Genomic DNA, 20,009 nt, shown 5'->3' with positions numbered 1-20,009 from the left:
ATCGGAGAGGTGAGAGAGAATTTTTCAAATCAGAGACTTAAGTGTTGCCTTAAGAAGACGGTCGTCGCTAAATTCACGCTAACCTGCTGAAAGAAAAGAGGTCAGTAGTCGATGCCGCGGCGGGCCTGGACCCCGCTGTTGAAGGCATGGCGCACCTCCTGCATCTCGGTGACGGTATCGGCCATGGCAGTGAGCTCCCGGTGGGCATTGCGCCCGGTGATGATCACCGTCTGCTCGGCGGGTCGCTTGGCCAGCGCCCGCGTCACGGTGGCGATATCCAGGTAGCCGAACTTGAGCATGTAGGTGATCTCGTCGAGTACCACCAGGTAGACGCCCGGGTCGGCGAGCATCCGCTCGGCCTCGGCCCACACCTCGTGGCAGGCCCGGGTATCTGCCTCGCGGTTCTGGGTGTCCCAGGTGAAGCCGGTGGCCATGATGGCCACCTCCAGGTTGGGATCCTCGACCAGCCGCTCGCGCTCGCCGCATTCCCACAGCCCCTTGATGAACTGCACCACGCCGACCCTGTAGCCGTAGCCGAGGGCGCGGGTCACGGTGCCCCAGGCGGCAGTGGTCTTGCCCTTGCCGTTGCCGGTGAAGACCAGCAGCAGCCCGCGCTGCTCGGTGGCCTCGGCGACCTTCTCGTCGACGCGGGACTTGAGTTTCTGCATGGCCTGCTGGTGGCGGGTGTCGCGATCGCTCATCGGGGCTCCAAGGTTTGTACAAGGCTTGTCAAGGAAGGCGCCAGCATACGCCAGAAGCGGGTCGTCGTCAGCTTCCCCATGTTCAGGCCCGCTCGCGCACCCGGGCCTCCATGCGGGCCAGGAAGACCCTCATGATGCGCTCATAGAGCGCGCGGCCGAGCACGGCGTCCTCGATGCCGGCATCCACATTGGGGTTGTCGTTGACCTCGATCACCACCACCCGGTCACCGGCCTGCTTGAGATCCACGCCATAGAAGCCGTCGCCGATCAGCCGGGTGGCCTTCAGCGCCGCCCTGATCACCGCCGCCGGGACCTCGGCGGGATCATGGGTGGTGAAGCCGCCGCTCTTCACCCGGGCGCCGGAGTGGTCGTATATCTGCCAGTGACCGCGGGCCATGTAGTAGCGGCTGGCGAAGAGCACCTGGCCATCGAGCACGCCGATCCGCCAGTCGTACTCGGTGGGCAGCCACTCCTGGAGCAGCAGCAGGGCCGAGGTGGCGAACAGCCGGCTGGCCTCGCGCTCGAGCTGCTGCGTCGACTCGACCTTGACGATGCCCCGGGAGAAGGCGCCGTCGGGAATCTTGAGTACCATCGGGAAGCCGAGACCGGCGACCCGTTCGTCCAGCGCTCGGCGGTCGCCGCGCTTGAGCAGGACCCCCTGCGGCGCCGGTACGCCCCGTGCCCGCAGCAGGGCGTGCAGGTAGACCTTGTTGGTGCAGCGCAGGATGTCGCGTGGGGCGTCGATCACCACCAGCCCCTCGTGTTCCGCCCGACGGGCCATGCGATAGGTGTGGTGGTCCAGCGCGGTCGTCTCGCGGATGAACAGGCCGTCGAACTCGGCGAGCCGGCCGGCATCCTTGCGGGTGATCAGCGAGACATCGATGCCGAGCCGGCGTCCGGCGCGGATGAAGGCCTTCAGCGCCCCGCGGTTGCTGGGGGGCAGGGCCTCCTGCGGATCGACCAGGATCGCCAGGTCGAAACGGTAGCGGCGCCGCGCCTTCGGCGTGCGCCATACCTTGCGGGAGTGGCGGTTGAGGGCCGTGGCGAACAGGTCCTGCTCCTCGGGTGCGAGGTCGCGCAGGCGCAGCGGCTTGAGGCGCGACAGGCGCCACACGTCGTGGCGACGCACCAGGCGTGCCTCAAGCAATGGGCAGGGCAGCCGCTCGAAGAGCCGGCGCGCCAGCCGTGCCAGGCCGGGCTCCCGGCACTCGCCGAACAGCACCCGCAGGGTCAGCCGGTCACCCGGCAGCGACCCCTGGCGAGTCAGGTCGCCGAGCAGCGGGGCCAGGCCGTCGAGCTGGAGATCGACCAGCGCCTTGCGGCCCAGCGCGTTGAGGGTCTCGACCGCGGGCAGTACCCGCTGCCCCCGCGCCTGGGCCAGCAGCGAGACATAGTAGCCCGTGCCCAGGTAGTCGAGCTCGCTGCACAGGTTGATCACGTGGGTGGTGCGGTCCTGATCGTCGCCGATATGGTGCTGCCGGTCCTGGGCGAGGAAGTCGTCGGCAGTGATCAGGTCCTCGGAGGGGTAGTAGGGCCGCCAGTCTTCCAGTCGGTCGACGACGATGCGCAGCGGACACATGGTGGGGCTTCCGTGCAGGGCGGCGGGGTGCCGCCGGAATGTGCGGTCAGCATGCCGCGGAGCCCGCGCCCGGACAAGCCGGCGTTCGAGTGAAAAGATTTCATGGTCAACGCCGGTGACAGCGATATTGGCCATGATCACAATCGTTCCGAGATTTCCGGAGATTCGCGATGACCGTCATCCTGCGCCAGGCCCTCGGTCTCGACCTGGCTGCACTCTTCCGCCTGGAGCAGGTGGCCTTCACCGGCGACCGCTTCAGTCGCCGCCAGCTCTGGCACCTGCTCAACCGCGCGCATGCCCTGACGCTGGTCGCCGAACAGCAAGCTTCCGACGACGCCCCCGCTAGGCTGCTGGGCTACGGCACCCTGCTGTTTCGCCGCGGCACCCGCCGTGCCCGGCTCTACTCCTTCTGCGTGCATCCCGAGGCGCGCGGCAGTGGTCTGGGCCGGCGGCTGCTGGAGGCCCTGGAGGCCGAGGCGCTGGCGCGTGATGTCGAGGTGCTGGGCCTCGAGGTGCGCGTCGACAACCGCGTGGCGCTGGGGCTCTACCGACGGATGGGCTTTCGCCTGGAGCGCTGGCTTGGCGACTACTACGAGGACGGCTGTGCTGGCTGGCAGATGGCCAAGCCGCTGCTGGCCGAGCCGGGGGCCGCGCGGGCCGGCGAGGGCTGATAGAATCACGCCACACGTCCCCCTTCACCACCGACCAACCATCAGGACATGTCCATGCCCTCCTTCGACATCGTTTCCGAGTTCGACAAGCACGAAGCCAGCAACGCCGTGGATCAGGCCAACCGGGAGATTCAGACCCGCTTCGACTTCAAGGGGGTCACCGCAAGCTTCGAGCTCAACGGCGAGACCGTCTCGCTGGAGGCCGAGGTCGACTTCCAGCTCAAGCAGATGCTCGACGTGCTGCGCAACAAGCTTATCGCCCGCGGCATCGACGCCCGCTGCATGGACGTCCAGGAGCCGGTGCTCTCCGGGGTTCGTGCCCGCCAGGAGGTGACCCTCAAGCAGGGGCTCGACCAGAAGGAGGCCAAGGACATCGTCAAGCGCATCAAGGAGAGCAAGCTGAAGGTCCAGGCCCAGATCCAGGGCGAGAAGGTCCGGGTCACCGGCAAGAAACGCGATGACCTCCAGGCCGTCATGGCCCTGCTGCGCGGAGAGGGTGGTCCCGACCTGGCGCTGCAGTTCGACAACTTCCGCGACTGACCGCCGCCGAGAGCGCCTTGATCCAGCTCATTCCGATGGCAGCCATAGGCGTTGGCGATTGGCACGGGAAGGCAGAATGCTCTTCAATGGGTCTGATACCTCACTACCGGGAGTGAGCGATTGATGCCAGTCGTTCGTCGTGTCGCCTTCCTGGCCCTGGCCTGGGTCAGCTTCGGGCTGGGCGTGGTGGGCGCCTTCCTGCCGCTGCTGCCGACCACCTGCTTCATGCTGCTGGCGGTCTGGGCGGCCTCGAAGGGTTCCCCGCGCTTCGCCGCCTGGATCCGCGAGCATCCGCGCTTCGGCCCTGCCGTGGTGGCCTGGGAGTGCGAGCGGGCGATTCCCCGCCATGCCAAGTGGCTCGCCTCCGCCATGCTGGCCGTCTCGATGCTGGTGCTGGCCCTCACCGTGAGCACGCTATGGCTCAAGCTGTCGCTCATCGCCGGACTCTGCCTGGTGGGCGCCTGGGTCGTGTCGCGCCCCGAGCCGGTCGCCGTGCGCTGATCGCGATGGCGCGTCGCATTGCTTTGAGCTCCGGGCGCGGGGCGCCGTACAATGGATGGCAATTACCGACAGGAGCCATCCTCGATGTCAGAACCGCAGCCGATCTATCTGAGTGATTACCGCCCGCCCGCCTACCGTGTGACCCGTACCGAACTGACCTTCGACCTCGACCCGAACGCCACCCGGGTCAAGGCGCGCCTGCACGTCGAGCGCCATCCGGAGCGCGAGGCCGGGACCCCCCTGACGCTCGACGGCGAGCAGCTTGCGCTCAAGGCCATCGCCATCGACGGCCAGCCACTGGAGCCGGACGAGTACCAGGTCGGCGAGGCCGGACTGGTCGTGCATCGGGTGCCGGAGGCCTTCCTGCTCGACACCGAGGTCGAGATCGCCCCCGACGGCAACACCGCCCTGTCGGGGCTCTATCGCTCGAGCGGCATGTTCTGCACCCAGTGCGAGGCCGAGGGCTTTCGCCGGATCACCTTCTATCCGGATCGCCCCGATGTCATGGCCACCTTCTCCACCACGGTGATCGGCCGCACGGAGCAGGAGCCGGTGCTGCTCTCCAACGGCAACCCGGTGGAGCGCGGCGAGCTTCCTGGCGGTCGCCACTTCGTCACCTGGGACGACCCGCACCCCAAGCCCAGCTACCTGTTCGCCCTGGTGGCCGGCGACCTGCGGAAGGTCGAGGACCGCTTCACCACAGCCAGCGGGCGTGACGTCACCCTGCAGATCTGGGTCGAGGAGGAGAACCTCGACAAGACCGACCATGCCATGGCCTCGCTCAAGCGCGCCATGGCCTGGGACGAGGAGGCCTATGGGCGCGAGTACGACCTGGACCTCTTCATGATCGTGGCGGTCAATGACTTCAACATGGGCGCCATGGAGAACAAGGGCCTCAACATCTTCAACTCGGCCGCGGTGCTGACCCATCCCCACACCGCCACCGATGCGGCCTTCCAGCGCGTCGAGGGTATCGTCGCCCACGAGTACTTCCACAATTGGTCCGGCAACCGGGTCACCTGTCGCGACTGGTTCCAGCTCTCCCTGAAGGAGGGTCTCACGGTGTTCCGTGACCAGTGCTTCTCGGCGGATACCAACTCGGCGCCGGTCAAGCGCATCGAGGACGTCTCCTTCTTCCGCACCGCCCAGTTCGCCGAGGATGCCGGCCCCACCGCGCACCCGGTGCGTCCCGACCACTACATCGAGATCGGCAACTTCTACACCCTGACCATCTACGAGAAGGGCGCGGAGATCGTGCGCATGCTCTCGAACCTGGTGGGTGAGGAGGCCTTCCGCCGTGGAGCCGACCGCTACTTCGCGCGCTTCGACGGTCAGGCCGTGACCATCGAGGACTTCGTGGACTGCATGGCCGAGGCCTCTGGCCAGGACCTCGACCAGTTCATGCTCTGGTACTCCCAGGCCGGGACCCCCGAGATCGACGCCCACGGCGAGTATGACTATGCCAATGCCGAGTACCGCCTCATCCTGCGTCAGCGGACTCCGGCGACCCCGGGCCAGCCGGACAAGCAGGCCCTGCACGTCCCGGTGCGCCTGGGCCTGGTGGGCACCAAGTCCGGCCGCGACCTGCCGCTGACCCTCGACGGCGAGTCACTTGGCACCGACGCGGTGATTCATCTGCGCGAGGAGGAGCAGGAGTTCCTCTTCACCGATGTCAGCGAGGCCCCGGTGCCCTCGCTGCTGCGCGGTTTCTCGGCGCCGGTGAAGCTGCACTTCCCCTATGGTCGCGAGGACCTGGCGTTCCTGCAGGCCCACGACTCCGACGGCTTCAACCGCTGGGACGCCGGGCAGCGCCTGGCCCTGCTGGCTCTGGACGACCTGATCGCGGCCCATCGCAATGGCGTCGAGAAGGTGATGGACCCGCGCGTGGTCGAGGCCTTCCGCGCGCTGCTGGCGGCGGAGATCGACGACAAGGCGGTGCTGGCCCAGATGCTGACGCTGCCCTCCGAGGCCTACATCGCCGAGCAGCAGCCGCTGGTCGACGTGGATGCCATCCATGCCGCCCGCACCTTCGTCAAGCAACGCCTGGCTTTGGCGCTGCGGGACGACTTCCTGCGCGTCTATCGCGAGAACCAGGACGACGCTCCCTATGCGCCGGAGCCCGAGCAGATCGCCGCGCGCAGCCTGAAGAACGTGGCGCTCTCCTACCTCATGGCCATCGAGGACGAGGCGGGGCTGGAGCTTGCACGCGAGCAGTTCCAGGCGGACCACAACATGACCGACGTGCGCCATGCCCTGACCCTGCTGGTGCACAGCTCGCGTGGCGATATCGCCGACCCGGCCCTCAAGGCCTTCGGCGAGACTTGGGCCCATGACCCCCTGGTGATGGACCAGTGGTTCGCCATCCAGGTCACCCGACCGCAGCCGGACGTGCTCGACCGCGTCACCTTCCTGATGGAGCACCCGGCCTTCTCGCTGAAGAACCCCAACAAGGTGCGGGCGCTGATCGGCACCTTCGCCAACCAGAATCCGGCGAACTTCCACCGCGACGACGGGGCAGGCTACCGGCTGCTGGCCGACACCGTGATCGAGCTCAACCGCCTCAATCCGGAGATTGCCGCCCGCCTGGTCACGCCGCTGACGCGCTGGGCGCGCTTCGACGAGGCCCGCCAGGAGCTGATGAAGGGCGAGCTCGAGCGCATCCGCGCCGAGGAGCTCTCGCCGAATGTCTATGAGGTGGTAGAAAAGGCCCTGGCATAGAGTCTTTTAGGGTTGTTGGGCGAGAGTGATTTGCGTCGCGAGCGATGAGAGGCTGGTCGCCGCCGGAGCGCAGGAGCCGGAGTGTAGCTTGCTACATGAGGATTCCGATCGGACCGGCGCACCGGCACCGCCGGCGGCCAGGATATCGAGCGCAGCAGCAAATCCTCCGCCCAATCAGTGGATCAGCCAGCTAAGCATCGTCACTCCCAGCAGCCACCAGATCACGGTGGCGACGATGGCTCGGCGCATCAGCGCGGCGACGCCCTTCCACAGCAGCCACAGGCCGATCACCAGCACCAGCAGGCTGATCAGGGTGATCGGGATGCCCAGCGAGTCGGAGAGCCCCTGCATGAAGCTGCCGGCCGCGTCGCCAATGTTGGCGAAGAAGCCGGTGAGGCCATCGACGATAAAGCGGATGAATTCGCCGAAGGCGTTGCCGATGAAGGCGAAGGCGTCGTCCATGGCTTCGGGTTTCCTATTCGATCATCTCGAGCACAGTGCCGACGATGTCATCCATGGTGACCAGCCCGAGCAGCCGGTTGTCTTCCAGTACCAGCACCCGCTTGACCACGTTGCTGGTCATCAGCCCGGCCACGTGACGCACGTCCAGCGACTCGCCGACGCCGATGGCGGGCTTGGCGCAGACGTCGTAGACATTGATCAGGTCGATGTCGCCGTTCTCGGCGACGATGGTCTTGAGGATGTTGGTATAGGTGATCAGTCCCCAGGCATCGTGGGGGTCCTGCTGTTCCACCACCAGGCACTTGAGGTTGTGCTGCTTCATCAGGCTCAGGGCGTCCCGCAGGGTAGCGAAGGGTGACACCGTCACCACGTCGCGCATCATGATGTCCTTGACCAGCATCGTGTTACTCCGTCGGTGGGAAAAGGTCAGACTTCGTGCCTGAGGCGCTCCTCGAAGCGCTTGAGCTGTGACATGTCGATGCCGCCCAGGTGCTCCACGGGCAGCGTCATCACCAGCCCCTTGGAGTCCTCGCCCGAGGGGTTGAGGACCTGCCGGATGGCCTTGAGCACCTTTAGGGAGAGGCCCTTCTCGAGGGTCATAAGCATCACGCTCTGGCTGCCTTCGTAGGTCAGGCCGAAGAACGTCTTCTTGCGTTCGCCGCCGATGCCGCGGCCCGCCATCAGGGTCATGCCCACCGCACCTGCCTTGGTGGCGGCGTCGATGCACTCCTGTTCCATATCCTCGGGGACGATGGCGACCAGCAGGGAAAACTTCATGGCGTCTTGCCTCTCATGTTGGCCACTCTATCCATCAGAATGGCATAGCCCATTACGGTCACGATAGGAAAGATCGAGGCGAAGGCGATCAGCCCGAAGCCGTCGATCAGCACTTTGCGGCCCTCGATCTGGCTCGCCAGGCCGATGCCCAGTGCGGTCACCAGCGGAACCGTCACCTCGGAGGTGGTGACGCCCCCCAGGTCGAAGGCCAGCGCCACGATGTAGCGTGGCGCCAGGAAAGTGAGCAGGATCACCAGCAGGTAGCCGCCGATGATGTAGTGGTGGATGGAATCGCCGCTGATGATGCGGTGTACGCCGAGCGTGATGCCGATGGCCACCCCCAGCGCCACCAGCAGCCGGATGACGTTGCCCTGGATCTTGCCCGCGGCGGCTTCCTCGGCCTGCTGGCCCACGGCGAGCAGGGCCGGCTCGGCCATGGTGGTGGCGAAGCCGATGCAGAAGGCGAACAGGTAGACCCACAGCCAGTTGTCGAAGGCGATCAGCTGTTCCGCCATGCTGCGGCCGATCGGGAAGAGGCCCAGCTTGAGACCCACCACGAAGGCGTAGAGCCCGATGATCACCAGGGCGAAGCCGGTCGCCACCCTGAGGGGGTTGGCCAGGGGACGCTTGAGGATCAGGTACTGGAAGAACAGGATCACCAGGATGATCGGCAGCACGTCGCGTAGCATGGCGAACAGCTCGAGCACCATTGACAGCAGGCCGCCGGGTGCCTCGACTTCCGCCTGGGCGGTGATCAGTTCGGCATTTGCCGCCACGCTGCCCGGGTCGCCATATACCAGGATGCCATAGAGCTGCACGCTGATCATCGGCACCATCACCGCCAGTGCCACCAGGCCGAAGCCGTCGATCAGCGGGTTGCGCCCCTGGATCGAGGAGGCCAGGCCGATACCCAGGGCAGCGATCAGCGGCACGGTGACGATATTGGTGGTCACGCCGCCGGAGTCGTAGGCCAGGCCAACGATCTCCTCGGGGGCAAAGAAGGTGATCAGCACCACCAGCACGTAGCCGACGATCATGTACCAGTGCAGGGGATGGCCGAGGATCACCCGAAAGACCCCGAGGGCCATCACCAGCCCTACCGAGGTGGCAATGATCAGGCGCAGGGTAAGGGCGTCGATGCGCCCCTCACTGATCTCCTTGGCCTGCTCCGCCACGGCGATCAATGCCGGTTCTGCCACCACGGCCGAGAACCCCATGGCGAAGCCGAACAGCATCAGCAGGGGCATGGAGCCACGCCGGGTGAACTGGTTGGCCAGGCGCTTGCCCACCGGGAAGATGCTCAGCTCGAGCCCCCGCAGGAAGAGCGCCACGCCCAGCGCGACGATCAGCAGGCCGCCTGCCATGGCGAGTCCCCCCTCCGGCCACTGGCGCAGCAGTAGCGCCTGGAAGGCCACCACCACCAGGATGATGGGCATCAGGTTGCGCAGTGCGTGGAGCAGGGCGTGAGCGAAGTCCCTGAGTTGTTCAGCCAAGACCGACTCCCTGGTTTCCCTGTTGATCACCAACCTGTACGGCCGGGGCGGGTTCTACTTGCCACAATCTATCATCAATGACCTGCCAGGCTGCAGGGAAGACTTGATATGGATCAAGGCTTATTAGGCGCTTTCAGCCCAGTTGGCGCGTCATGGATTCGACACCGGACTCCTCGGCGGCGCTGTCGGCCAGCGCCCGGCCCGCCTCGTCATAGACGTGGAAGACTGCATTGGCGCCGAGTGCCTTGATCGGCTCGATCTCCTCGGAGTATTCCACGATGGCGGTGATGCGTCCCCTGAAGGCACGCGACTTCAGCTGCTTGAGGGCGAAGAGGTTGCCCGCATGGTGGGGCATGGCCAGCACCACCATCTTGACGCCCCTGGACATCAGCAGCTTGTCCCAGAAGTCCGAGTCGACGGCATCGCCCTCGACGATATTGAAACCACGCTTGCCCAGGGTCTCGACGGTATTGGTGTTGCTGTCGATGCCCAGCACGCGAAGCCCGTACTCCTTCTGCAGGCGACGGTAGACGCTGCGGCCGATGCGGCCCATGCCCAGCACCACGGCCTCGGCGTCACCGACCTCGATGGGCCGGTCGCGAGGCGCCAGCTGCCCAGGGTCGCGCTGCGGCATGCTGGGTTCGAGCCGGCGATAGATCCCTTCGCTGAAGCCATTGAGGATGGCCGACGCAGCGAAGCTGATGGCCACGGCCAGCGACAGGACGACCAGCCACTGCTCGTCCAGCCAGCCGCTGGCGACGGCGATGGTACCCACGATGAGGCCGAACTCCGAGTAGTTGGACAGGCTGAGGGTGGCCAGCAGCGAGGTCCGGTTGCGCATCGGAAAGCGCGAGAAGACGAACTGATAGAGCAGGCTCTTCAATGGGAGGACGGCCACCAGGACCAGGGCCATGCCAAGGTGTGTCCAGCTCGGCATGGCGGTCAGCCCGATGCTCAGGAAGAAGCCTACCAGCAACAGTTCCTTGAGATTGAACATCGAGCGGGCGAGAGTCTGTGCCGCGGGGTGGGGGGCCAGCAGCAGCCCGATGATCAGCGCCCCCAGGTCGCCCTTCACGCCCACCGACTCGAAGAGGGAGTAGCCCACGACCAGGGCCAGCAGCATGCCGAACAGGATCTGCATCTCGCCATGGCCGAGGCGGTCGAGCAGGGCCCGCAGGGCCGGCGCCAGGGGGAGCAGCAGCACCAGGCCCAGGGCCCAGGGGCTCGGCAGCTCACCGGTGGAGGCGGTCAGGAAGAAGACGGCAAAGATGTCCTGCATGATCAGCACGCCGATGGCCAGGCGCCCGTAGGCGGTCTGGGTCTCGCTGCGCTTGTCGAGAATCTTGACCACGAAGACGGTGCTGGAGAAACTCAGCGCAAAACCCAGCATGGCGAGGGTCTGCCAGCCTGCAACCTCAAGCAGGCCGAGTCCTGGCCCCAGCCACTTGAACAGGGACAGCAGCGTCACCATCAGCAGCGTCGATGCCAGCATGTGCAGGGAGGCGCTGCCCCAGACATCCCGCCGCAGCAGGGTGCGCACGTCGAGCTTCAGGCCGATGGTGAACAGCAGCAGGGTGACCCCGATGTCGGAGAGGGTCTCCAGCAGCGGGGTCTTGTCGAAGCCCAGGGCGTTGAGCACGAAGCCGGCGACCAGGAAGCCCACCAGGGGCGGTAAGCGCAGGCCCATTGCGGCGAAGCCACAGACGAAGGCTGCGAGAAGAAAGGCCGGTTCGATCATGCACACTCCCTGTTCGGCACGCGTCGGCAAGACGAATAGTGTAGGGAAATCGTAAGCTGATTGGCATGCATGATTCGGCGTATGTCGTCATCCGGCGACGGTGTCATGATCGGGACAGGACGACACAGGCGAGAGGAGCGCGAATGGCCAGGTTGATCCTCAATGGCAAGTCGGCGCAGCTGCCGGCGGTGAGGGAGGCGGTCTTCGCCCGCCGCGAGGCGGGGGACGACATCGAGGTCAGGGTCACCTGGGAGCAGGGTGATGCCGCGCGCCTGGCAGAGCAGGCCGGGCGCGAGGGGGTCGAGCGGGTGATCGCCGGCGGCGGTGACGGCACGGTCAACGAGGTGGTCAACGGCCTGATGCGGCTCTCGCCCGAGCAGCGCCCCGGGCTGGGAATCCTTCCGCTGGGCAGCGCCAATGATCTGGCCACCTCGCTGGGCCTGCCGCTGGACGCCGAGTCCGCCCTGGCTTCGGCCCTGCATCTTCCCCTGAGGCGCGTCGACGTGCCACGACTGGACGACTGGCACTTCCTCAACATGGCCACCGTCGGCTTCGGGGCCGATATCACCTCATCCACGCCCAAGACCCTCAAGCGTCTGTTAGGGGCTGGCGCCTACTCACTGATCGGCGCCGTCAAGGCCCTGGATTTCCAGCTCCATCCTGCGGTGCTGCGCTGGGAGGGCGGCGAGCGCCGCGCCGAGGTCTTCATGCTGGCCATTGGCAACGGCCGTCAGTCGGGCGGTGGCCAGGCATTGACGCCCGACGCCTCGCTGGACGATGGCCTGCTCGACGTGCTGCTGCTGCATGATGTCGCTTCTCTGGCACGGCTGCGCGCCATGCGCCACGAGCTGGCATCGCGTCCCGCCCGGGGCCGCCACGTCGATGCCTTCCGCACGGACGGGCTCGCCTTCGAGGCAGGGGAGGAACTGCCCGTGACCCTGGATGGCGAGCCCCTGCATCGGCGGGGGTTCCAGGTGGCCATCAGCCCCGGGGCCCTGGCCTTGGCGGCGCCGCCGGATTGCCCGCTCTTCTCGCGCCCGCCACAGGCAGGGTCTCGCGGTCGGGCCTAAGGTTAACGGCAACCGCCCTTGGCGGCCTCTCCCTCTGTCGACAAGGAACACGACACCATGGACCTCTCGTTGATCATTCCCGTCGTGCTGCTGGGCGCCCTGCTGGTCTACGGCGTGGCCATCTACAACCGGCTGGTGGCACTGAAGAATCGCTACCAGAATGCCTTTGCCCAGATCGAGGTGCAGCTCAAGCGACGCCACGACCTGATCCCCAACCTGGTGGAGACCGCCCGGGCCTACATGAGCCACGAGCGCGAGACCCTGCAGGCGGTGACGGAAGCGCGCAACGCCGCCGAGGTCGGCCTCAAGCATGCGGCGGCGCGGCCCGGCGAGCCCGGCGCCATGGCGGAGCTGGCCGGTGCCGAGGGCGCGCTGGGTGCGGCCCTCGGGCGGCTCAACGTGGTGATGGAGGCCTACCCGGATCTCAAGGCCTCCGACAACATGCGCCAGCTCTCCGAGACCCTCACCAGCACCGAGAATCGGGTGGCCTTCGCTCGCCAGGCCTTCAACGATGCGGTGATGCAGTACAACAGCTATCGGCAGAGTTTCCCGCCGGTACTGCTGGCCGGCTCCCTGGGCCACAAGCAGGATGCGGCCCTGCTGGAGTTCGCCGACAGCGCCGAGATCCAGTCGGCGCCTCGGGTGAGCTTCTGAGTCGGCCCTCATGGACTTCTTCACGGCCCAGGATCGCGCCCGGCGGCTGACCGGGCGACTGGTCCTGCTGCTGGGGCTGGCGGTGGTGGCGATGATCGTCGTCACCTCCGTGGTGGTGGCCCTCGCGGTGGTGCTGCTCGACGGCGCTTCCTTCGCCGGCGAGCCCCTGGCGCGTGCCCTGCAGCCGCGGCTGCTCGTCGGGGTAGCGACGGCGGTGATCCTGGTGGTGGGGCTGGGGAGCCTCGTCCGGCACCTGCAGCTGCGGGCCGGGGGCAGTGCGGTGGCCGAGGCCCTGGGTGGCCGCCCGCTCAACCTGGAGACCCGTGACGCGGACGAGTGCCGGCTGCTCAATGTGGTGGAGGAGATGGCCATCGCCTCCGGCATGCCGGTCCCGCTGGTCTACGTGCTGGAGGATCAGGCCATCAACGCCTTCGCGGCCGGGTACGAGCTCGACGACGTGGCCATCGGGGTCACCCGCGGTGCCATCGAGGCTCTCGACCGCGACCAGCTGCAGGGGGTGATCGCCCATGAGTTCAGCCATATCCTCCACGGCGATATGCGGCTCAACCTGCGGCTGGTGGCACTGCTCCACGGCATCCTGGTGATCGGCCTGATCGGTCGCATGCTGCTGCATGCCTCGGGCAGCGGTCGTCGCCTGCGCTCGCGACGGGGCGGGGGGCATGCCGCGGTGCTGGGGCTGGGGGCGGCGCTGATGGTGGTGGGCTATGCCGGCACCCTGTGCGGCAACCTGATCAAGGCCGCGGTGAGTCGCCAGCGCGAGTTCCTGGCCGATGCCAGCGCCGTGCAGTTCACCCGCAACCCCGAGGGCATCGGCGGGGCGCTGAGGGTACTGGCCGCCCATCGGCTCGGCTCGCGCCTGCTCGCCACCCATGCCGCGGAGTTCAGCCACCTCTTCTTTGGCAGCGGCGTGCGCTCCCTGTCGCGCCTGACCGCGACCCATCCCCCGGTGGAGGCGCGGATTCGCCGGGTGCTGCCCCGCTGGGACGGCAGCCTGCCCCCGGCCCCGGCGATCCGCTCGCCACGGCCCCGACAGGCCAGCGCCGCTCCATCCGGTGGGGCGCGGAGTGCCGACACCCTGGCCTCGGGGGCGCTGGCCGCCGCGGTGGTGGCCAGCGTGGGCCGGCCGAGCGTCGAGGATATCGCCCGCGCCCGCCGGCGCCTCGGCGAGATCGACGAGCGCCTGTTCGCGGCTGCCCACGAGCCCTGTGCCGCCCGGGCACTGGTCTACGGGGTCCTGATGGGGGCCGACCCCCGCAGCCGCGAGGCGCAGCGTGAGGCCCTGGAAGGCCAGGCGCTGCCCGAGGTGCTCAGCGAGCTCGAGGCCCTCGACGCCCCCCTGTCGGGGCTGGTGCCCGGACAGCGCCTGCCGCTGATCGAGCTGGCACTCCCGGCGCTGCGTCAGCTCTCCGCGGCCCAGCATGCCCGTTTCCAGGCCTGCCTGCGTCGGCTGATGGCGCTGGAGGCACATGCCGGTGCCCTGCAGTGGGCCCTGCACCGGCTGGTGGTGCAGGGCCTTCAGGGCGAGCGGCGGGCCCGCCGTGATCGCCATCTGGCGGACCTGGCCGGGCCGCTGTCTCTGCTGCTCTCGACGCTGGCGCGGGCCGGCCAGCAGGACGAGGGGCAGGCACGGGCGGCCGTCGAGCGCCTCGCCGTGGTGCTGGGTGTGCCCCTGGACTTCGTCGGCGAGCCGGCTCTCGCCTCCGACCTCGACTGGGCCATGGCGCGGCTGGTGCGCCTGGTTCAGGCCGAGCGGGCGCCCCTGCTGGCGGCCATGAGCTGCTGCGTGGAGCATGACGGCCGGATCGACCCCGAGGAGGCGGAGCTGTTGAGCGCCGTGGCCTGGACCCTGGGGTGCCCGCTGCCGTCCTCTGAGCGCTCGGCTGGCCAGGCGGACGCCGGGACGGCATGATGAGAGGATCAAAACCCTTCACCAGCCCGAGGACTCCGCGATGCTCACTCCCTTCCACCTGGCCGTGCAGGTCCGCGACCTGGCTGAGGCCCGCCGCTTCTATGGTGAACTGCTGGGCTGCCCGGAAGGGCGATCCAGCGATACCTGGGTCGACTTCAACCTCTACGGCCACCAGTTCGTCTGTCACCTGAACCCTGCCCTGGGGGAGGAGGGGCTCGACGACCACCGCAACCCGGTGGACGGACACGGCGTGCCGGTGCCGCACTTCGGGGTGGTGCTGGAGATGGCCGACTGGGAGGCGCTGGTCGATCGCCTCACCGCGGCGGGGGTGCGCTTCGAGATCGAGCCCTATATCCGCTTTCGTGGCGAACCCGGCGAGCAGGCCACCATGTTCTTCCGTGATCCCAGCGGCAATGCCATCGAGTTCAAGGCGTTCCGCGACATCGCCGGCCAGCTGTTTGCCACCTGAGACGCCACGCCGCCTTGCGAGAGCATGGGCGCTCTGGTGCAATGTCGTCCCTTTCGTCAGGAGCAAGAGAATGGCAACGAAACCCTGGATGCCGCTGGTCGCGGCCATGGCGCTGGCCGTGGGGCTCGCCGGCTGCGGCAACGGTGATGACGAGCCTGCTCCGGCCGAGGTCGAGGAGACGCAGGAAGAGGCCACCCAGTCGGCCGACGAGACGGATGAGGCGCCGGTCACCGACGAGGTCGAGTCGCCTGCGGAGGAGCAAGCTGCCGCGCCCGACGAGGACGACCTCGGTGCCGAGGCGGACCTCGACGGCGAGGGTCAGGTCGATCTCGAGGGCGAGGGCGAGGTGGACGCCGAGGCCGAGACCCTGGGCGAGTCACCGGCCGATACCCTGGACGAGGACGCGGCCCTGCCCGGCGAGACGACCCGCTCCGATGTCGATGCCATCATCGAGGAGACGGAGCGGCGTTTCGAGGAAGCGAGCCGTCGAATAGACGAGCAGTTCGAGAGCGCCGAGGAAGCGACACCCGGGGTCGAATCCATGGAATCCGCCCCTGCGCTCGAGCCGATGGAGTCGCCCGAGCTTGAACCCATGGAGTCACCCGAGTTCGAGTCAGACTTCGGCCTTGATGCCTCGCCTGAAAGCGAGCTGGACGAGGGTGAGACGATGCCCGGAGAGAGCACCCGTTCGGACATCGAGGCAATCCTCGAGGAGACCGAGAAGCGCTTCGAGGAGGCGAGTCGCAAGATCGATGAGCAGTTCGAGGAGGCGGAGCGCCAGGACCCGGGGGCCTCGTCGGAACTCGATGCGCTCGAGCAAGAGGACACCGACGCTGCCGGCGACTGACGCCCCGTCCCTCGAGGCCTAAAAACGAAAAAGGCCCACCATCTGGTGGGCCTTTCCTGTGGCGACCGCTCGGCAGGGCCGTCCGGCCGCCTCCGGCTCGACCGAGGATCAGTCGGCGGGACGGATGTTGGAGGCCTGAAGGCCCTTCTTGCCCTGGGTCACCTCGAAGGAGACCTTCTGGCCGTCCTGCAGGGACTTGAAGCCTTCAGCCTGAATCTCGGAGAAGTGAGCGAACAGGTCATCACCGCCGTCGTCCGGAGAGATGAAGCCGTAGCCCTTGGTGTCGTTGAACCACTTGACAGTGCCAGTTGCCATCGTCGATTTCCTTAACTAACTAAATAATGGTGCTGGGCCGGGCAGGAAGAGACCTCGCCGCAGACCCGTAATGCGTGGGCAAGGCAAGAAGGAAGTGCGCACCGGGTGTATCGAAGAAATCGAAGTACAACTGACGACTTTTCTGCTTGCTGGCCAACGCAGCGGATAGTGCAACAGCGCCAGGGTTGCGTCAACACGGTGGCACAGAGAGACTGGCGCTGCGCCCGCAAGGTCACTGTAGATGCAAAGCCTGTGAGCGTCCAGCCTTCATCCGGCCCGTTTCACCCACGGAAGAGCCCCCCATGACCCATACCCATATCGCCGCCCGGGACACCCACAGCAAGCTGATCGGCTACCTGCTGTGGCTGTTCGGTTTCCTCGGTGCCCACCGCTTCTACTATGGCAAGCCGGTGACCGGCACCATCTGGTTCTTCACCCTGGGGCTGCTGGGGATCGGCTGGCTGATCGATCTGTTCCTGATCCCGTCCATGGACCGCCAGGCCGACCTGCGCTTCCAGGCCGGCCCCACCAACTACTCCCTGGCCTGGCTGCTGCTCACCTTCCTGGGGGTGTTCGGTATCCATCGCTTCTACCTCGGCAAGTGGCTGACCGGGCTCCTCTACCTGCTGACGTTCGGACTCTTCGGCCTCGGGGTGCTCTACGACTTCTGGACCCTCAACGACCAGATCTCGCTGCGCCATGCCCGTCGCGGCATCTTCAACGGCTGATCCCATGTACTTCGATGCACAGTTCTGGCCTTTCCTGGTGGCCATCACCCTGCTGAGCATGAGCCCAGGGGTCGACACCCTGCTGGTGATCCGCAACACCGCCCGGGGTGGCTGGCGCGACGGCGTGGTGACCAGCCTGGCCATCTGCTGCGGGCTCTTCGTTCACGCGGCGGTCTCGGCCCTGGGGATCTCGCTGATCCTGCTGCAGTCGGCCTGGGCCTTCGGCCTGCTGAAGCTGGCCGGTGCCGCCTACCTGGTGTGGCTGGGCGTGAACAGCCTGCGCTCGGCCCGACGGGGACAGGGGCTTCCGGTGGGCGGCGTGCAGGGCGACCGGCAGGCCGTGCCGCTGTGGCGACCCCTGCGCGAAGGGCTGCTCTCCAACGTACTCAACCCCAAGACGGTGGTCTTTTACATGGCCTTCCTGCCCCAGTTCATCGCGCCCGGTGATCCGGCCCTGGCCAAGTCGCTGTGGCTGGCCGGGGTGCACTTCGTGGTCGCGAACCTCTGGCAGGTGGCCATCGTGGTGATGGTGGGCAGTGCCGGACGCTGGCTGGCGAGTCCGGCGTTCTCCCGCTGGCTCAATGGCGTCACCGGCGCGGTGCTGGTGGGCTTCGGCATCAAGCTGGCACTGACGCGCCAGCCGGGCTGAGGCGGTGTGCCGAAACGCAGGCGGCCTCGGTATCACCGGGGCCGCTTGCACAGGAGATGCTGTGGGCCTCAGTTGCTGGCCAGCAGCGAGCGATCGTAGCGCACCGTCTTCTCCGCCGGACTCAGCATCGAGACGCCCTCGCTCTCGCCGCCCCTGGAGAGGCTCTCGAAGATCACCCGGTAGGCGAGCACGGCCTGCACGTAGCTGCGGGTCTCGCGGAAGGGGATGCTCTCGACGAAGAGGTCGAACTCCTCCGGGGCATCGCGCAGCCAGCGGTCGACCCGCCCGGGGCCGGCATTGTAGGCGGCCGCCGCGGCCAGGCGGTTGCCGCTGTAGCGATCGATCAGCTCGCCCAGGTAGGTGCTGCCCAGGCGGATGTTCACCTGAGGGTCGAGGACACCGTAGGGGCCGGGGTCGCCGATCCCCAGGCGCCGGCCGAGCTGGGCTGCGGTGGCCGGCATCAGCTGCATCAGGCCGCGGGCACCGGCCGGCGAGAGGGCCACGGGATTGTAGGCGCTCTCGCGCCGGGCAATGCCCATCAGCAGGTAGGGATCGACGTCCGCGACGCCGCCCCAGTGCAGGAAGTCATCGCGATAGGCCTCGGGAAAGCGCCAGGCCAGGGCATCCCACATCTGGCCGACGATGGTGGTCTGCACCAGTTCGGCGAGCCAGCCCTGCTGCGCGGCGTAATCGGCCAGGGCCCGGGCCTGCTCGGGGGTGGCACGGGCCACGGCCCGGTACCATTCGCTGTTGGCAAGGCCGGGTTCGTCGATCCGCCGCAGTGCCTCGGTGCGCCGTACCGCCGGCCAGTCAGTGACGCTGCGGCGGGTGGCCTCATCGATGGTGTTGCGCTCCAGGTTCAGGGCGTAGGGGCGACCCAGCCGGTCGGCGGCGGCAAAGCCGAAGAAGTTTCGCTCATCGGCGGCCGCGGCATAGGCCCGTTCCGCAGTGGCGGGGTCGCCCTGCTGCTCCAGGGCGCGGCCCAGCCAGTACTGCCAGCGGGCCTCCCGGCGGGTCTCGTCGGGCATGCGATGCACCCAGTCGATGACGCCTGGCCAGTCCCGCTCGGCCAGGGCCGAGCGCACGCGAAGCTCCAGCAGCTCGGCATCGCCCAGGCGAGCCACGACCTCGTCGCGCCAGCCGCCGTGCTGGTCGATGTCGCGCACCATCGCGTAGAAGGCCAGGTCGCGCTCGATGGCGTCGCGGTGGCGGGCCTCCAGCGAGAGGTGCGGGGCGACCTTGCGCCAGGCCTCCAGGGCCGCCTCGGTGTCGGCGCGGGTGAAGCCGTGCATGGCCGCGGCGAACAGCGGCCCGCTCCCCCGGCAGCCCGGCCCCGCACAGGCCGGGACCTCGGTCACCGCCGCATAGTTCTTGCGAAGCCGGTCGAGGCTGGCCCGGGCGGACTGCCAGTCGGTATTCAGCTGCCGGCCCAGGTAGTTCATCAGGCCGGTCTCCCCGGCCTGCCAGGCGAGCATCATGCGCTCCCAGATATGGGCCTGGCCGATCTCGCCACGGGCACGCAGGGTGTCGAAGAGGGTATCGCAGGCATCCGGTTGGGAGCGGCCGACAAGCCAGAGGTCGCGCCCGCCCCGGGCGGCGTCCTGTGGCGCGCGATCGAGCAGGGCGGTGTAGTAGTAGCATTGGCGGGCGGTGCCCTCGGGCACGCCGTCGGCGACCGCCAGCAGGCTGGCCGGGCGCCCGGCATGGCCGTACTTGGCGATGGCCTGGCCGCGCATCCAGTCGCTGAGCGGGGAGTCCGCATGACGTTCGATGTAGGCCAGCACCCGGTCGGGATTCAGTTCAGGCAGGCGTTGGCGCAGCCGGTGGTAATCGACGTAACCGACCAGGAGGTGATCCTCGATGGCACCCCGGTCGACCTTCTCCCACTGGGCGTTGCGAGCAGCCTCCAGGGCCTCGCGCATGGCGCGGTCGTCGGCCTGGCCGGCCAGGGGCAGGCAGCACAGGGTAGCGGCGATCAGGGCCTTGCAGCGGCCGAATGACGGGGACATATCGTGACCTCATTGCGGTTCGCGGTCGTCGAGCTGCCATGGTGGCCGATGGCAGGGCGCTTGGGTAGTGTGGATGACATCCGACAGGCGGCGACTGTCCGTCGGGGTGGGGATATCCTATCGTGTAGCGGTATTCCCGTCAGTCGGCAAGGAGATCG

At 67.5% G+C, this 20,009-nt stretch carries 20 protein-coding genes; 11 read left to right on the top strand and 9 right to left on the bottom strand.

Annotated elements, in window-relative coordinates; genetic code table 11:
• Positions 1-101 precede the first annotated feature (101 nt).
• Entirely contained in the window at positions 102-701 is a 600-nt protein-coding gene (gene cobO / locus M8009_RS07075; protein WP_250060130.1) for a cob(I)yrinic acid a,c-diamide adenosyltransferase, read from the bottom strand.
• A gap of 82 nt (positions 702-783) precedes the next feature.
• Entirely contained in the window at positions 784-2,280 is a 1,497-nt protein-coding gene (locus tag M8009_RS07070; protein ID WP_250060129.1) for a RimK family ATP-grasp domain-containing protein, read from the bottom strand.
• Between the two features lie 170 nt (positions 2,281-2,450).
• Here M8009_RS07070 and M8009_RS07065 point away from each other — a divergent pair, with 170 nt between their 5' ends.
• The 4 genes from M8009_RS07065 to pepN all read left to right on the top strand — a co-directional run bounded on the left by M8009_RS07065 (position 2,451) and on the right by pepN (position 6,710).
• Positions 2,451-2,951 carry a GNAT family N-acetyltransferase gene (locus M8009_RS07065; protein WP_250060128.1) on the top strand — a complete coding sequence of 167 codons (501 nt, stop codon included), beginning with the start codon at positions 2,451-2,453 and terminating at the stop codon, positions 2,949-2,951.
• A 54-nt stretch (positions 2,952-3,005) separates the two neighbouring features.
• Positions 3,006-3,491: a YajQ family cyclic di-GMP-binding protein gene (locus tag M8009_RS07060; RefSeq protein ID WP_250060127.1), complete on the top strand. Its 486-nt coding sequence runs from the start codon at positions 3,006-3,008 to the stop codon at positions 3,489-3,491.
• Between the two features lie 123 nt (positions 3,492-3,614).
• Entirely contained in the window at positions 3,615-3,992 is a 378-nt protein-coding gene (locus M8009_RS07055) for a YbaN family protein (protein ID WP_250060126.1), read from the top strand.
• An 84-nt stretch (positions 3,993-4,076) separates the two neighbouring features.
• Entirely contained in the window at positions 4,077-6,710 is a 2,634-nt protein-coding gene (pepN, locus tag M8009_RS07050) for an aminopeptidase N (RefSeq protein ID WP_250060125.1), read from the top strand.
• Positions 6,711-6,884: 174 nt separating this feature from the next.
• On the opposite strand, the gene M8009_RS07045 is transcribed toward pepN, so the two are convergent.
• From M8009_RS07045 to M8009_RS07020, 5 genes are all read right to left on the bottom strand, one after another.
• Positions 6,885-7,172: a hypothetical protein gene (locus M8009_RS07045; protein ID WP_250060124.1), complete on the bottom strand. Its 288-nt coding sequence runs from the start codon at positions 7,170-7,172 to the stop codon at positions 6,885-6,887.
• 13 nt (positions 7,173-7,185) lie between these two features.
• On the bottom strand, positions 7,186-7,572 hold the full coding sequence (locus M8009_RS07040) for a CBS domain-containing protein (RefSeq protein ID WP_250060123.1): 387 nt from the start codon (positions 7,570-7,572) through the stop codon (positions 7,186-7,188).
• A 26-nt stretch (positions 7,573-7,598) separates the two neighbouring features.
• The gene (locus M8009_RS07035) at positions 7,599-7,949 is read right to left on the bottom strand and encodes a P-II family nitrogen regulator (protein WP_250060122.1); all 351 of its coding nucleotides are present in this window, start codon (positions 7,947-7,949) and stop codon (positions 7,599-7,601) included.
• Positions 7,946-9,442 carry a DUF1538 domain-containing protein gene (locus tag M8009_RS19215; protein ID WP_347709834.1) on the bottom strand — a complete coding sequence of 499 codons (1,497 nt, stop codon included), beginning with the start codon at positions 9,440-9,442 and terminating at the stop codon, positions 7,946-7,948. Before M8009_RS19215 ends, M8009_RS07035 begins: the two co-directional genes overlap by 4 nt.
• A 133-nt stretch (positions 9,443-9,575) precedes the next feature.
• Positions 9,576-11,180, bottom strand: a complete 1,605-nt coding sequence (locus M8009_RS07020; protein WP_250060121.1) for a cation:proton antiporter family protein — start codon at positions 11,178-11,180, stop codon at positions 9,576-9,578.
• 143 nt (positions 11,181-11,323) lie between these two features.
• Between M8009_RS07020 and yegS the strand changes: the two genes are divergently transcribed.
• The 5 genes from yegS to M8009_RS06995 all read left to right on the top strand — a co-directional run bounded on the left by yegS (position 11,324) and on the right by M8009_RS06995 (position 16,150).
• Complete coding sequence (yegS, locus tag M8009_RS07015) at positions 11,324-12,250, top strand: lipid kinase YegS (RefSeq protein WP_250060120.1); 927 nt, start codon at positions 11,324-11,326, stop codon at positions 12,248-12,250.
• 57 nt (positions 12,251-12,307) lie between these two features.
• On the top strand, positions 12,308-12,904 hold the full coding sequence (locus M8009_RS07010; protein ID WP_250060119.1) for a LemA family protein: 597 nt from the start codon (positions 12,308-12,310) through the stop codon (positions 12,902-12,904).
• 10 nt (positions 12,905-12,914) lie between these two features.
• Complete coding sequence (locus M8009_RS07005) at positions 12,915-14,834, top strand: M48 family metallopeptidase (protein ID WP_250060118.1); 1,920 nt, start codon at positions 12,915-12,917, stop codon at positions 14,832-14,834.
• 40 nt (positions 14,835-14,874) lie between these two features.
• The gene (locus tag M8009_RS07000) at positions 14,875-15,303 is read left to right on the top strand and encodes a VOC family protein (protein WP_250060117.1); all 429 of its coding nucleotides are present in this window, start codon (positions 14,875-14,877) and stop codon (positions 15,301-15,303) included.
• A gap of 70 nt (positions 15,304-15,373) precedes the next feature.
• Positions 15,374-16,150, top strand: coding sequence for an LptM family lipoprotein (locus tag M8009_RS06995; RefSeq protein WP_250060116.1), 777 nt, complete (start codon positions 15,374-15,376; stop codon positions 16,148-16,150).
• 108 nt (positions 16,151-16,258) lie between these two features.
• Here the strand turns inward: M8009_RS06995 and M8009_RS06990 are convergent, their stop codons facing one another.
• A complete protein-coding gene (locus M8009_RS06990; RefSeq protein WP_250060115.1) occupies positions 16,259-16,465 on the bottom strand; it encodes a cold-shock protein in 207 nt (68 codons plus the stop codon).
• A gap of 302 nt (positions 16,466-16,767) precedes the next feature.
• Here M8009_RS06990 and M8009_RS06985 point away from each other — a divergent pair, with 302 nt between their 5' ends.
• A complete protein-coding gene (locus M8009_RS06985; RefSeq protein ID WP_250060114.1) occupies positions 16,768-17,193 on the top strand; it encodes an NINE protein in 426 nt (141 codons plus the stop codon).
• A gap of 4 nt (positions 17,194-17,197) precedes the next feature.
• On the top strand, positions 17,198-17,842 hold the full coding sequence (locus tag M8009_RS06980; RefSeq protein WP_250060113.1) for a LysE family translocator: 645 nt from the start codon (positions 17,198-17,200) through the stop codon (positions 17,840-17,842).
• A 68-nt stretch (positions 17,843-17,910) separates the two neighbouring features.
• Here M8009_RS06980 and M8009_RS06975 read toward each other — a convergent pair whose 3' ends face one another.
• Complete coding sequence (locus M8009_RS06975) at positions 17,911-19,851, bottom strand: transglycosylase SLT domain-containing protein (RefSeq protein ID WP_250060112.1); 1,941 nt, start codon at positions 19,849-19,851, stop codon at positions 17,911-17,913.
• Positions 19,852-20,009 lie beyond the last annotated feature (158 nt).

The organism is Halomonas gemina, assembly GCF_023554995.1.
In the GTDB taxonomy this organism is placed as follows: domain Bacteria; phylum Pseudomonadota; class Gammaproteobacteria; order Pseudomonadales; family Halomonadaceae; genus Halomonas; species Halomonas gemina.
This window is presented reverse-complemented; position numbering and strand designations above follow the sequence as displayed.

Coding starts and splice junctions, on each gene's coding strand:
- cobO (WP_250060130.1), bottom strand. CDS start 701: ATGAGCGATCGCGACACCCGCCACCAGCAGGCCATGCAGAAACTCAAG.
- M8009_RS07070 (WP_250060129.1), bottom strand. CDS start 2,280: ATGTGTCCGCTGCGCATCGTCGTCGACCGACTGGAAGACTGGCGGCCC.
- M8009_RS07065 (WP_250060128.1), top strand. CDS start 2,451: ATGACCGTCATCCTGCGCCAGGCCCTCGGTCTCGACCTGGCTGCACTC.
- M8009_RS07060 (WP_250060127.1), top strand. CDS start 3,006: ATGCCCTCCTTCGACATCGTTTCCGAGTTCGACAAGCACGAAGCCAGC.
- M8009_RS07055 (WP_250060126.1), top strand. CDS start 3,615: ATGCCAGTCGTTCGTCGTGTCGCCTTCCTGGCCCTGGCCTGGGTCAGC.
- pepN (WP_250060125.1), top strand. CDS start 4,077: ATGTCAGAACCGCAGCCGATCTATCTGAGTGATTACCGCCCGCCCGCC.
- M8009_RS07045 (WP_250060124.1), bottom strand. CDS start 7,172: ATGGACGACGCCTTCGCCTTCATCGGCAACGCCTTCGGCGAATTCATC.
- M8009_RS07040 (WP_250060123.1), bottom strand. CDS start 7,572: ATGCTGGTCAAGGACATCATGATGCGCGACGTGGTGACGGTGTCACCC.
- M8009_RS07035 (WP_250060122.1), bottom strand. CDS start 7,949: ATGAAGTTTTCCCTGCTGGTCGCCATCGTCCCCGAGGATATGGAACAG.
- M8009_RS07020 (WP_250060121.1), bottom strand. CDS start 11,180: ATGATCGAACCGGCCTTTCTTCTCGCAGCCTTCGTCTGTGGCTTCGCC.
- yegS (WP_250060120.1), top strand. CDS start 11,324: ATGGCCAGGTTGATCCTCAATGGCAAGTCGGCGCAGCTGCCGGCGGTG.
- M8009_RS07010 (WP_250060119.1), top strand. CDS start 12,308: ATGGACCTCTCGTTGATCATTCCCGTCGTGCTGCTGGGCGCCCTGCTG.
- M8009_RS07005 (WP_250060118.1), top strand. CDS start 12,915: ATGGACTTCTTCACGGCCCAGGATCGCGCCCGGCGGCTGACCGGGCGA.
- M8009_RS07000 (WP_250060117.1), top strand. CDS start 14,875: ATGCTCACTCCCTTCCACCTGGCCGTGCAGGTCCGCGACCTGGCTGAG.
- M8009_RS06995 (WP_250060116.1), top strand. CDS start 15,374: ATGGCAACGAAACCCTGGATGCCGCTGGTCGCGGCCATGGCGCTGGCC.
- M8009_RS06990 (WP_250060115.1), bottom strand. CDS start 16,465: ATGGCAACTGGCACTGTCAAGTGGTTCAACGACACCAAGGGCTACGGC.
- M8009_RS06985 (WP_250060114.1), top strand. CDS start 16,768: ATGACCCATACCCATATCGCCGCCCGGGACACCCACAGCAAGCTGATC.
- M8009_RS06980 (WP_250060113.1), top strand. CDS start 17,198: ATGTACTTCGATGCACAGTTCTGGCCTTTCCTGGTGGCCATCACCCTG.
- M8009_RS06975 (WP_250060112.1), bottom strand. CDS start 19,851: ATGTCCCCGTCATTCGGCCGCTGCAAGGCCCTGATCGCCGCTACCCTG.